This is a genomic window from Geobacillus sp. TFV-3, assembly GCF_009901865.1.
In the GTDB taxonomy this organism is placed as follows: Bacteria; Bacillota; Bacilli; order Bacillales; family Anoxybacillaceae; genus Geobacillus; species Geobacillus thermoleovorans_A.
Map to the genome: position 1 here is coordinate 482,371 of NZ_MPSP01000001.1, position 12,559 is coordinate 494,929.

Sequence of the window (12,559 nt, forward strand, 5' to 3'; positions counted from 1 at the left end):
AATTGACATCGCTATCATTGACATCATACAATAGAAAAAAAGACTAATAGGTGTACAGAAGCCATGGAAACAAGACAAGCGCGCATCGGCCGGCAGGCATTGCTGCTGGCGATGTTTGACGAGGAAGAGGAAAAAGCGGCCATCGACTATCTTGAGGCGCTCGCTTGGCGCTATTGTCAAGGGCGGGTCGGGGCGATGGAGCCCCAAAAGATCGTTGCGGCCATCGAGACGGCAGCGAAACGGCACGGGGTGGTGAACGGCCGTTTATACCGCGAGATGCACGCGTTGTACCACGCGATTTTAGAGGCGGTGCATGGTGTGACGAGGGGGCAGGTAGAGCTGGGAGATTTGTTGAGAACTGCTGGCCTTCGTTTCGCTGTCGTGCGCGGTATGCCGTATGAGCAACCGAACGAGGGGGAATGGATCGCCGTCGCCTTGTACGGGACGATCGGCGCTCCCGTGAGAGGTCTTGAGCATGAGACGGTTGGGCTCGGAATCAATCATATATAGGAGCAATGCCTAGAGCAATAAGTTATGAGGAGGCGAACACTGCCATATGGCAGGCTGCCTCCTTTTTTATTTGCCCAGGCGCTTGATTGGAAAAGCAAATGAAAGGGGATGGAATGATGGTTGTTTTGACCGGACATACATTGACAATCGATGAGGTAAGACGTGTTGTCTATGAACGGGAGCGGGTGGCGGCTGCGGAGGAAAGCATGAGGGCTGTCGAGAAAAGCCGCGCGGCAGTGGAGCAAGCGATCTCCAACGGACGGACGATCTATGGCGTGAATACGGGCTTTGGCAAACTCGCCGATGTGCGCATTGGCGGAAGCGATCTTGAGCAGCTGCAAATCAATCTTCTCCGCTCGCACGCCTGTGCTGTCGGTGAGCCATTTGCCGAAGATGTCGTGCGGGCGATGCTTCTTTTGCGGGCGAATGCGTTGTTGAAAGGGTATTCCGGCGTGCGTCCAGCGGTCATTGAGCAGCTGCTCTCGTTTTTGAACACCGGCATCCATCCGATCGTGCCGCAGCAAGGCTCCCTCGGCGCGAGCGGCGATTTAGCCCCGCTCGCCCACTTGGCGCTGGCGCTTGTTGGAGAAGGAGAGGTGATGTATCAAGGGCAGCGCATGCCTGCCGCCCAAGCGCTTTCACAAGCGGGAATTTCACCACTTTCCCTTCAAGCGAAAGAAGGGTTGGCGCTCATTAATGGAACGCAGGCGATGACGGCCGTTGGGGCGCTTGCTTGCTTGGAGGCGGGGCAGCTTGCTTATGACAGCGAATGGATCGCAGCGCTGACGATTGAGGCGCTTTATGGCATTGTGGACGCGTTTGACGCCCGCATCCACGCAGTCCGCGGGTTTCAGGAGCAGGCGGAGGTGGCGGAACGGATACGCCGCTACCTAGATGGCAGCCAACTCACAACAGGGCAAGGGGAGCGGCGCGTGCAAGACGCCTACTCCATCCGCTGCATTCCGCAAGTGCACGGGGCGTCGCTCAGGGCGCTTCGCTATGTAAAAGAAACGTTGGAAATCGAAATGAATGCGGCGACCGACAATCCGCTCATTTTTGATGACAGGGCGGTGCTCTCTGGCGGCAACTTCCATGGCCAGCCGGTTGCGATCGCCATGGATTTGTTGAAAATCGCGGTTGCTGAGCTGGCCAACATCAGTGAGCGCCGCATCGAACGGCTCGTCAATCCGCAGCTCAATGAAGGGTTGCCGCCGTTTTTAAGCCCCAAGCCTGGCTTGCAGTCTGGAGCGATGATTATGCAATACGTCGCCGCTTCGCTTGTATCGGAAAACAAGACGCTCGCTCACCCAGCCAGCGTCGATTCGATCCCATCATCGGCCAACCAAGAAGATCACGTCAGCATGGGAACGATCGCCGCCCGCCATGCGTACATGATCGTGCAAAACGCAAGAAAAGTGCTGGCGATTGAGCTCATTTGCGCTTTGCAGGCTGTTGAAGCGCGCGGTGTTGAGAGGATGGCTCCGGCGACAAGGCAGTGGTACCATGATGCGCGCCGCATCGTTCCCCCTATTGTGGCGGACCGCATCTTTTCCGATGACATTGAAGCGATGGCAGTTTGGTTGAGAGAAAGGGCAAAACATCACTCCCTCTGTGATGAAACGAAAGCTTAGAGAAGGGCAAAGCATGGTGGGCGTAGTGGGAGAGCGTTCAAGGATAGGTATTTGAAAAAATGGTGGTTATATAGACCTTGATTTGCCGCCTCGTTCCGCTGGAGATCGGGGATGCAGCCATCAGCGAATGTGGCTTGCTTCCTTCATTTTTTCTGTAAAGTTTGACCGGTGTCATCGGTTTTCCTCCTCATTTCTTTCTGGTTAGGCCGAGGGCATTTGTGATCTGTCCGAGAAAGTTGATGATGTAGTGAAAAAGTCGTGAAAAACGGCCCTTTCCCAGGCTGAGAAACCTTGTAAAATCAGTACCTCTTTGTCAACTGATAAGGAATGGATTCGGCGAAATCAGTCATTTTTCACCAGTCTCTCAAAGTTGTTCTCCTTGCGGATTTGCGGTAAGATGAGAAAGAGAGAAAAAGGGGAAAGGGTGGCTTCTGTTGACGATTTCGGCCGCGGCGCTGTTGGCGTTATGGAAGATTATTGCGATTGACATTATTTTGTCGGGGGATAATGCGGTTGTCATTGCGATGGCGACGCGGCGGCTGCCGAAAGACCAGCGGAACAAAGCGATCGTTTGGGGAACGGCGGGGGCGGTGCTGCTGCGCATTTTGTTTGCGATTGTCATCGTCTTTTTGCTCCAAATCCCGTTTATTCACTTTGCGGGCGGTTTGCTGCTTGTATGGATCGCCTATAAAGTGCTCGTTGAGCGGGAAGAGGAAGCAAACGTAAGATCGGCAGACCGGTTGTTGAAGGCGATTATGACAATTATTGCAGCCGATGCGGTCATGAGCTTGGACAATGTTGTCGCTGTCGCCGGTGCGGCGGACGGGCATCTCGGCATGCTTGCGCTTGGAGTGGCCATCAGCATCCCAATCATGATTTTCGGTTCGAAAGCGATCGTCCACATTATGGAGAACCATCGTTGGATTGCGTACGTTGGTTCGGGCATTTTGGCGTGGACGGCCGGGAAGATGATGGCGGGGGATGAAGGGGTGCTGCATTGGCTTCACTTGTCACATGGTCCGTTCGTCTATGCCGTTGCCGCCGGTGTGACGATCTTTGTCGTGTCTGCCGGCTATATCACGAATAAAAAGGCCGAGCGTGAAGAAGGGACGCTTATTTGAGCGGCTGGAGGTGTTGTGATGCCATGAACATCCAACGCATTCTCGTGACGGGAAGGCTTTATGCCGAGCTTGCCGCCCTTCTTCCGGACAAGCGGCCCGATAAAGAGTTTCGCTTTGTCGCTGAAGAAGAATTGAAGGAGGCTGATTTCGCTTGGGCGGATGCGTACGTCGGCTTCCGGCCGGCCGGGACGTTTTCGCTTGCGTCGCTTCGTTGGGTGCATTCCCTCGGCGCGGGCGTTGACGCATTTTTGTGGAAACGGGAATGGAAGAAGGACGTGCTGCTGACGCGGACGATCGGCTCGTTTGGCGAGCAGATCAGTGAATATTGTTTGAGCTATTTGCTGCGCGACGCTCAGTGCCATGATGTCTATGCATGGTATCAAGAACAGCGGCAGTGGAAGCCGATCGCCCCGAAACGGCTTGGCGAACAGCGGATTGTCATTTATGGAACGGGTAAGATCGGCCGGCGCATCGCGGAAACGCTTCGTCTGTTCGGCGTTTCGCCGATCGGCGTATCGCATAGCGGCCGAGAAACACCGCCGTTTTCGGCTGTTTACCGCCATGAAGAGGCTAGGGAAGCGCTTGCTTGCGCCGATTGGGTGATCGCTGCCCTTCCGCTGACCGAGGAAACGCATCATCTCTTTGATGAGCAGTTTTTTTCCTGTTTGCATAATGCAGGCTTTATCAATGTCGGCCGCGGCGCGACAGTCGAGGAGACGGCGCTTGTCGGCGCGCTGGAAAACCGCAACGTTCGCCTAGCGGTGCTCGATGTGTTTGAAGAAGAACCGCTTCCCCCGCACTCGCCGCTATGGGTTCATCCGAACATTATCATCACCCCGCATATCGCGGCGCTTACGTCGACAGAGGACGCCGCCCGCAGCATTTTAGATACGCTCCGCTGCATCGAAACCGGCGAACCGCTTCACAATGCGGTCGATGTCAGCCGGCGATATTGAAGGAAAAAGGGTGTCTCAAAAACACAAATTTTTCTATTGCATCGTTGCGAAGTAAAGGCCAAAATTGCAGAAGAACATGTTGTGCTGAGTGAGCTCGAGCAAGAAATATTAATGGAAATCGCCAACGGTTTATGTAATAAAGGCATTGCCAAAAAACATCATATAAGCCAGCGAAGTGTAGAAACACACCTATCGTGTATCTTCAACAAGCTACACGTATCTTCACGAATAGAAGCCGTGGAAAAAGCCAAACCATGAGAGCTTCATGTGTTGCGAACGCCTTCATCGGATCGGTGAGGGCGTTTTCTTTTCGGAGTCCGCCATCTCGTGTCGGTATTCCGCCAAAAAATGGCGGGGTTCCGATGTGGTGTTGGCGGTGAAAAGAAAAGGGGGATGGAAATATAATTTTAGATGAACGAAACACTGAATGATTGCGGAAAATACGGATGATTTGGTGAATTCAATTTTGTTATAATAAAAAATTAAAGAAGCCATGGATTGAAAAGTAGGTAAGACGAAAAACAAGGGAAATGACTTGCGTTTGACTTGCGTTTGCAATAGTTGTCCCTACAACCTGGAGAGTTTCACTTCTTCGGTCATTCTGTCCGTCCTAAGCGCTGAACGTTAGTTAATCTCGAGTTTACTCGATTGCGATGATCTGGTGACAACACAACTTGTTTCTACATCTCTTTTGCGACTCCGAAACGACCATGGAACTCAACTTCTTAACCAGGAACCCCAACAGGTTTAAAGTGACCATTGTCATTTATCTGACTAATATACAGTTGTCATTGAAAGAAGGGGGCGATTGATAAATTAGGATGACTTCGAGATGTCTTTTTCATAAACTGACTTGGTGTTGATATGGTGATGGAAAATGGTGTAGCAGGGGAGAGTGAATGTTATGTTTCACCCATTACACTTGAAACGATTGGTCATTTCATTGATTGTGCTCGTAGGAGGGCTAACGAGTCTGTTCATTTCAGGAGGCAGCTCGGCTGGAGCTTCCAGCTTAGTGGCAAGCCCTTCAAGCGACAGTGATCTTGCTGCTGTGCAACAGACGGTTGTCCATGCTTTAGAGGCTCGATGGCAGCTAATTATTGATCCACAGGTGAACGTGAAACAGTTTTATGATCCAAGTGTTTCCGAACAAGAGGAAAGCCGGGAGCGCGCTTACGTAAGAAAACATTACTTGGAACCCGCTTCTCGTGCTGGGTTTCGATATTCAAATGTGGAGATTCACCCCGTTTTCGAAAGTGTTGAGATCAACGGTAAAATGGCTAAGGTCCGGGCGCTGGTTTCTGTTGAGTATGAGTCCGTGTTTCCGGGATCGAATGAATCTGTGATCACCAAAGAGGCCAACATTCCTTATTCCGCTACATTGATCAAACGTGATGGAGATTGGCTGATTGTTGGGATGAACTACCAAGATACGTATTCTAAAAGAGGACAGGAAAACGGGCGGAAGGTTGGGGCATCGGGCTCAGAGACTCTGCCTGCCTCAATCGCTGGAGGCGATGTTGTAACTCAGGGGTTTTACACCTATTACTCGCGGCAAGGGGCTGTCAACTATGCTAATCGATGGTGGAATGGGCGTAACCCGAAGTACCGATCCTTTTCGAATGACTGCGCTAATTTCGTTTCTCAGTCGTTCTACGAAGGAGGCTTTGCTCGGCAAGCTTGGGTGGAACCGTATGTTTGGTGGTACAATACCAAAGGAACTTCAGGGACCGGGGATGACGCATGGACTTACAGCTGGTCCGTGGCCCACGATCAAGCGTATCATCTTTCCCGGAATAATGAGACGGATGAGCACCGTGGCACGTACGTTGCCAAGGCAACTGATCTGCAGTTAGGTGACAGCATATATTACGATTTTGACGGTGATGGCATCTTGGATCACAGCGCGATTGTCGTTGAGATCAAGAACGGCCAGCCGTATGTCAACTACCATACCAATGATACGTATCATCGATATTGGGATTTGGGGGCTAAAACGACACGTTTCCTCCATGTGACAGATTTCTATTGGATTAACTAATCAAAGATTGCGATGGCGGATGGATGATCTAGTAACTAACTAACTATCCGTCATCGGGCTGATTCTGGAGCTAGGATATTATTTATTCCATAGGGACGGAGGGGGATGAAGTGCGCATTGGCATCCCGTTGGTTTTGATCCTTGTATCTATTTTATTTTCAGGATGCCGGCAACAGACTGTCCCAGGGTATCAAGATATCCCGTTGCATCCAAAAGCGAGTCAAATTCATTCGGTGGACGATAGGGTGGAGTTTGTCGTTTTATCTGCGTCTGCAGAGGAAGTTGCCGGCTATTATCTTAATGAACTTGAAAAACGACAATGGATTCAAGTTGACAGGTGGGGATCAGCCTTCGTCTATGAAAAGAAGGGACGTAAGATTTTGCTTGTCGTTACAGATGTGAAAAATCGCACCAAAGTATCCTTAAGCCCGTTCCAACCGAATTGATAAAGAATAGTCAAACCATTACGGGCTTTTTTTGAGGAAAAAAGGAAACGGTGCCCTTGCCATGATGGACACCGTCTTCTCATGTTCACCGATCGGTGACGATGATGTACGCCGCTTTCATTGGACCGTGGACGCCGACGACCAAGTTCATTTCAATGTCGGCTGAGTTGCTTGGGCCGGTGATGAAGTTGATGCATGACGGGACGAGGGCGCCTTTTTCGATTTGCTCGTGAATGTAAGCCGCCGCTTGCGTCATGCGCGGCACGACCGTGCTTTTCGGCACGATGGCGATATACGTTTTCGGCAAAAAGTGAATGGCCCGACCTTGTTCATTGCGGGAAAACAATACGACAGTCCCCGATTCGGCGAGGGTGATGTCGCTAAAAGCGATGCCGACGTTCGCCTGCTCGGCGGCGTCAATGTTTTTTCGGCCAAGCGCCGGATTCCAAATATGGATGGTCGTTTGTTCCGCGGGCCATTCGTCGCGGAGCAAGGCGGACAGTCCATACTCGGCAAAGCGCGGGTCATCCGGCACGATGATCGGGCCGCCTCCATAGGCGGCGACTTGCCGCTTCAGCGCGCCGGCGAGTTCGGCGCTTGTCGTCTCGATGTAATCGGTATGGATCAATTCGCATTGTTTTTGCAGCACTTTCAATAGGTCCTCTTGGCTGCGCCCGGCAAATACCGTCCATTGCGGCTGATAGCTCCATTGCGGCCGGGAAACCCCGGATAGGCGGGGGCTTCTTCCGAGACGCCGGGCGATGTTCTCTAAAAACGCATCGCGGTTATAAATGGTGCCACGAGTCATGACGGGTTTCCTCCTTTTGGGCGGTCGCGGAACCAATCGCGGAACCGCTCTTTGCTTGGCGCCGGAAACTCGCGGCTTTCCGTCCACGCTTTGAGCGGGCCGGGGCCTTTCGTGACGCGCCCGTCCTCAACGAACGGAGCGAAGGCGCCTGGAGCGAGTTTTGTGCCAAATCGGTATAACGATGGCGAGGCCGTTCCGAGGCGAAACGCCTTCATCGCCAATTTTTCTGCGACCGGCGCTTTTCCTTCGCGCTCAACGATGATTTGGCGATGTTTAATCAACAGCTCGTGAAGCGGGATTTTCACCGGGCACGCTTCCGTACAGGCGGCGCAAAGTGAGGATGCGTACGGGAGCTCTTTGTAATCGTCATAGCCGCCCAACAGCGGCGACAACACGGCCCCGATCGGGCCGGAGTAAATCGAGCCATACGAATGGCCGCCGATATGGCGATATACTGGGCAGACGTTGACACAGGCGGCGCAGCGGATGCATTGCAGCACCGGCTGGAACTCGGTGCCTAAAATCGATGAGCGCCCGTTGTCCACGATGACGAGATGGAATTCTTCCGGACCGTCAGCGTCGCCTTCGTCGCGCGGACCGGTGAGGACCGTAATGTAGCTCGTCAATTTTTGTCCGACGGCGCTGCGCGTCAGCATGCTCACAAGCACTTCCATCTCCTCAAACGTCGGGACGATTCGCTCCATCCCCATGACGGTAATTTGCGTTTTCGGCAGCGCTGTCACCAAGTCGGCGTTGCCTTCGTTCGTAACAAGCGTAATCGAGCCCGATTCGGCGATGGCGAAGTTGCAGCCGGTAATGCCGATGTCGGCTGTCAAATAGTCGCGCCGCAGCATCTCGCGGGCATGGCGGGCGAGCTCGACTGGGTCGGACGATTTCGTATAGCCGAGCTTGCGGCGGAAGACGTCGCGAATTTGCTCTTTGTTTTTATGCAGCGCCGGACCGACGATATGCGACGGCGGGTCATGGTCATCGATTTGCAAAATGTATTCGCCAAGGTCCGTTTCGATCACTTGGCAGCCGATGGCCTCAAGCACTGGGTTTAAGTTGATTTCTTCTGTCACCATCGATTTCGATTTGACGATTTTTTTCGCTTGCTTTTCCAAAGCCACGCGGCGGATATAGTCGTTCGCTTCTTCAGCCGTCTGAGCGAAAAAAACGTGTCCGCCCCGTTTGGCGACGTTTTCACTGAGCTGCATTAAATAATAGTCCAAGTTTTCCAGCGTATGTTTTCGGATTTGTTCGGCAAGCGAGCGCCACTCTTCCCAATGGCCGAGCTCTTCGATGACGCCAAGCCGCCGCACATAGCCGCGGTCTTGCATGCCGGCGACCGCCCCGCGCATAAAGTCGTTGTTTAAATTTTCTTCGACCCGTTTCCAAAACGGCCCGTTTTCGATTTTCATCGGCATGTTCGCTTCCCCCCTTTTAGTTGCGTGCGTTTAACACTTCAGCGATATGCATGACGCGGATCGGCTTGCCGAGCCGCCCGATGCGTCCGCCGATGTTCATTAAACAGCCGCAGTCCGCTCCGATTAAATAGTCGGCTTCCACTTCTTCGATATGTTCGATTTTTTCGTCAACCATTTGTTCGGAAATCGGCCCCATTTTGACGGAAAATGTGCCGCCAAACCCGCAGCACTGGTGGGCATTCGGCAGCGGAACGAGCTCAAGCCCTTTAACATGTTCCAATAGCCGGAGAGGTGCGTCTTTGACGCCAAGAAGCCTTGTCATATGACAGGATGTATGGTATGTCGCCCGCCCGTGGAGCGAGGCGCCGACATCCTCGACCTTCAGCACGTCAACGAGAAATTGCGTCAGCTCATACGTTTTTGCCGCCAGCTGGTTCGCTTCGTCTTCCCATTCCGGGTCGCCGTGGAAAATGTGCGGATACTCTTTCAGCATCGCCGCGCACGAGCCGGATGGAGTGACAACGTAATCGGCGTGGGCGAACGCGCGCATCATCTGTTTCATGGCCTCTTTCGCCTCTTTGACATAACCGCTGTTATACGCCGGCTGTCCACAGCACGTTTGCGCCTCCGGAAAATCAACCTCGCAGCCAAGCCGCTCGAGCAGTTCGACGGTCGCCTTGCCGGCGTTTGTGTAAAAAAGGTCGATGAGGCAAGTGACGAACAATGACACTTTCATTCCTTTCCCTCCAGTTTTTCCTGTTAGATGAGCAGGTCATCTGATGACTATATGTCTATTATAAACGATTTTTTCAGATTCGTAGCTCTTTTTTGCAAAAAAACGCACTCAGTTTGGTTGCTGAGTGCGAACGTAGCGACGCAACACGTTTTCGACATTGGTCAAATGTTCCAACATGCGCGCCCGGGCGGCATCTGGATTTTGTTCGCGAATGGCTTCGAAGATCGCTTGGTGCTCGGCGAGCAGCTTTTCAGTCGTTGTCTGTTTGGAAAACAGCCAAATGCGGCGCGTTTCCCGCATTGTTTCAACGATCATGCCGGAAACGCTGTTCATGATGCTTGTGAGCATCGGATTTTGCGACGCCGCAGCGATGGCCATATGAAAGGCCAAATCAGCTTTTTCGCCGAGTTCACCGCTGCCGATGCCTTCTTTCATTTGTTTGAGCGCCTTCGCCATCGCCTCAAGGTCATGCTCTGTCCGCTTGGCGGCGGCAAGCGAGGCGGCGCCCGCCTCAAGCAGCTTGCGCACTTCAAGCAAATGCCAAATATCTTCTTTGTTCATTAAGACAGCCATTGATAATGGAAACGTCATCATCGTCGGATCAAACTCGCGCACGTACGTCCCTTCGCCTTGTCGCAGTTCGATCAACCCCATTGCTTTCAAGGCAGTGAGCGCCTCGCGAATGGCGGCGCGTCCGACTTGAAATTGCTCAGCGAGCTGCTGGACGGAATCAAGTTTGTCACCGGGTTTCAGCTCGCCGTTTTTGATCATATCAAAAATCGCTTCGGCCACTTCTTCATAGATTTTTTTCGTTTTAATTTGTTTAAACGCCAATGGTTCCACCTCGACACTCGAATAAATAAAAATAGATGCCCAGTTTTAGGGAATGGATATGCCCGCACTGTTAATTATGATACAGCCAACTAGGGGAGACAAGCGCTTTTTTGTCGATTTGAAAAAGGATATCAATAAACGCAAAGTTTGAAAAATTAGAAACACCTATTGTATTTTGTAGAAAACGCTTTTATAATGTGATACAGGCGGCGTTTCTTATCCGGTCATCTGATGACTCGAAGAGTGAAACACAAAGATGAGCGGGCGATCATTTGCAAACGCCGCTAAGTCAGGCATAAAGGGGAGGAGAAAACCGCATGTGGAAGCAGGACTTTACGCCCATCGCCGACCAGCTTTGGTTATCGGCCATTGTTGCACTCATCCCGATTTTGTATTTCTTTTGGGCGTTGGCTGTCAAGCGGATGAAAGGGCACATCGCTGGGTTGACGACGTTATTGCTTGCTGTTGTGCTGGCTGTAATCGCTTACAGAATGCCGGTTGGAAAAGCGGTTATGTCAGTGACGCAAGGCGCGGTGTACGGGTTGTTGCCAATCGGCTGGATCATTATTACGTCCGTCTTTTTATACAAGCTGACGGTGAAAACCGGCCATTTTGACATTATCCGCAACTCGGTCGTCTCGCTCACTGAAGACCGCCGGTTGCAGGCGTTGCTGATTGCCTTTTCGTTTGGCGCCTTTTTGGAAGGGGCGGCCGGGTTTGGCGCGCCGGTGGCGATTTCAGCGGCGCTTCTTGCCGGGTTGGGGTTTAATCCGCTGTATGCCGCGGGCATTTGCTTGATCGCCAACACAGCGCCGGTGGCGTTCGGGGCGGTCGGGATTCCGATCATCTCGATGGAAGGACCGACTGGCGTGCCGGCGATGGAAATCTCAAAAATGGTCGGGCGGCAGCTGCCGTTTTTATCGGTGTTCATCCCGTTCTATCTCGTGCTCATTATGGCCGGGTGGAAAAAGACGGTGGAAGTGTTGCCAGCCATTATCGTTTCCGGTGTTTCGTTCGCGGTGACGCAATATTTGACTTCGAACTTTTTAGGACCGGAGTTGCCGGACATTTTGTCCTCGCTCGTTTCGATCGTTGCGTTGGCTGTTTTTTTGAAATATTGGAAGCCGAAAAGCACGTTCCACTTTGCGACGGAGTCGGAAGTGGCGGCTGCTGGGCAAGTTGCTCGCGCGACGCAACGCGGCGGGGAAGTATTCCGCGCTTGGTCGCCGTTTCTTGTGCTGACGGCTTTGATCTCGCTGTGGGGCATCCCGCAAGTGAAGGCGGCGCTCACCGGCCATTATGAAGGAACAAACGGCTTGTTGAAGTTGGTCAACGCTATCGGCGTCCACTTGACGTTTATGCCGCCTGTGCCGGGGCTCAACAACCAAATTTTGAACCCAAGCGGCCAGCCGATCGCGGCGGTGTATAAGCTTGAGCTGCTCGGCGCGGCTGGGACGGCGATTTTGCTGGCGGCGGTCGTCACAAAGTTCATCATCGGCATCTCGTGGAAAGAGTGGGCGCGTACGTTTGTGGAAACGCTTAACGAATTGAAATTCCCGATCATCACGATCGCTTCGGTTGTCGGCTTTGCCTATATCGCCAACTCGTCAGGCATGAGCACGACGCTTGGGATGGCGTTGGCCAAAACAGGCCCGTTGTTCCCGTTCTTCTCGCCGATTTTAGGCTGGCTCGGCGTGTTTATCACCGGTTCCGACACGTCATCGAACTTGTTGTTTGGCAACCTGCAAAAAGTGACGGCGACATCGATTGGCATGGATCCGGTGCTGGCGCTGGCGGCCAACTCATCAGGCGGCGTTGTCGGGAAAATGATTTCGCCGCAATCGATCGCCGTCGCCTGTGCGGCCGTCGGGTTGACCGGCAAAGAATCCGACTTGTTCCGCTTCACGATCAAACATAGCATATTCTTAATCATTTTGATTGGCATTCTCGTGTACTTGCAATCGACGGTATTGTCGTGGATGATTCCATAACGGCCACAAAGGGGGACGAGGCTTGGGGCGAGTGGAAATAAGGCGCCAAGCCCGGCCC

Annotated in this window: 13 protein-coding genes; 8 read left to right on the forward strand and 5 right to left on the reverse strand. The window is 52.7% G+C overall.

The window, feature by feature from the left end; all coding sequences use genetic code 11:
• The first annotated feature begins 63 nt into the window (after positions 1-63).
• Complete coding sequence (gene hutP / locus BJQ97_RS02405) at positions 64-510, forward strand: histidine utilization transcription antiterminator HutP (protein WP_160155368.1); 447 nt, start codon at positions 64-66, stop codon at positions 508-510.
• 116 nt (positions 511-626) lie between these two features.
• Positions 627-2,141, forward strand: a complete 1,515-nt coding sequence (gene hutH, locus BJQ97_RS02410) for a histidine ammonia-lyase (protein WP_160155369.1) — start codon at positions 627-629, stop codon at positions 2,139-2,141.
• Between the two features lie 37 nt (positions 2,142-2,178).
• On the opposite strand, the gene BJQ97_RS02415 is transcribed toward hutH, so the two are convergent.
• Positions 2,179-2,316, reverse strand: a complete 138-nt coding sequence (locus BJQ97_RS02415; protein WP_160155370.1) for a hypothetical protein — start codon at positions 2,314-2,316, stop codon at positions 2,179-2,181.
• Between the two features lie 259 nt (positions 2,317-2,575).
• Here BJQ97_RS02415 and BJQ97_RS02420 point away from each other — a divergent pair, with 259 nt between their 5' ends.
• From BJQ97_RS02420 to BJQ97_RS02440, 5 genes are all read left to right on the forward strand, one after another.
• Positions 2,576-3,262, forward strand: a complete 687-nt coding sequence (locus BJQ97_RS02420; RefSeq protein ID WP_160155371.1) for a TerC family protein — start codon at positions 2,576-2,578, stop codon at positions 3,260-3,262.
• Positions 3,263-3,285: 23 nt separating this feature from the next.
• A complete protein-coding gene (locus BJQ97_RS02425; RefSeq protein WP_160155372.1) occupies positions 3,286-4,218 on the forward strand; it encodes a D-2-hydroxyacid dehydrogenase in 933 nt (310 codons plus the stop codon).
• Positions 4,219-4,299: 81 nt separating this feature from the next.
• Positions 4,300-4,476, forward strand: coding sequence for a response regulator transcription factor (locus BJQ97_RS02430; RefSeq protein WP_268892778.1), 177 nt, complete (start codon positions 4,300-4,302; stop codon positions 4,474-4,476).
• A 646-nt stretch (positions 4,477-5,122) separates the two neighbouring features.
• Entirely contained in the window at positions 5,123-6,259 is a 1,137-nt protein-coding gene (locus BJQ97_RS02435) for an amidase domain-containing protein (protein ID WP_160155373.1), read from the forward strand.
• Between the two features lie 110 nt (positions 6,260-6,369).
• Entirely contained in the window at positions 6,370-6,705 is a 336-nt protein-coding gene (locus BJQ97_RS02440; RefSeq protein ID WP_160155374.1) for a hypothetical protein, read from the forward strand.
• An 85-nt stretch (positions 6,706-6,790) separates the two neighbouring features.
• Here the strand turns inward: BJQ97_RS02440 and BJQ97_RS02445 are convergent, their stop codons facing one another.
• The 4 genes from BJQ97_RS02445 to BJQ97_RS02460 form a co-directional block, all read right to left on the reverse strand.
• Positions 6,791-7,513: a LutC/YkgG family protein gene (locus BJQ97_RS02445; protein ID WP_160155375.1), complete on the reverse strand. Its 723-nt coding sequence runs from the start codon at positions 7,511-7,513 to the stop codon at positions 6,791-6,793.
• Positions 7,510-8,940 carry a LutB/LldF family L-lactate oxidation iron-sulfur protein gene (locus BJQ97_RS02450; RefSeq protein ID WP_160155376.1) on the reverse strand — a complete coding sequence of 477 codons (1,431 nt, stop codon included), beginning with the start codon at positions 8,938-8,940 and terminating at the stop codon, positions 7,510-7,512. The genes BJQ97_RS02445 and BJQ97_RS02450 overlap by 4 nt, the downstream gene beginning before the upstream one ends.
• Before the next feature lie 16 nt (positions 8,941-8,956).
• A complete protein-coding gene (locus BJQ97_RS02455) occupies positions 8,957-9,676 on the reverse strand; it encodes a (Fe-S)-binding protein (RefSeq protein ID WP_160155377.1) in 720 nt (239 codons plus the stop codon).
• Positions 9,677-9,784: 108 nt separating this feature from the next.
• Positions 9,785-10,510 carry a FadR/GntR family transcriptional regulator gene (locus BJQ97_RS02460; protein ID WP_160155378.1) on the reverse strand — a complete coding sequence of 242 codons (726 nt, stop codon included), beginning with the start codon at positions 10,508-10,510 and terminating at the stop codon, positions 9,785-9,787.
• A 317-nt stretch (positions 10,511-10,827) separates the two neighbouring features.
• Between BJQ97_RS02460 and BJQ97_RS02465 the strand changes: the two genes are divergently transcribed.
• On the forward strand, positions 10,828-12,501 hold the full coding sequence (locus BJQ97_RS02465; protein WP_160155379.1) for an L-lactate permease: 1,674 nt from the start codon (positions 10,828-10,830) through the stop codon (positions 12,499-12,501).
• Positions 12,502-12,559 lie beyond the last annotated feature (58 nt).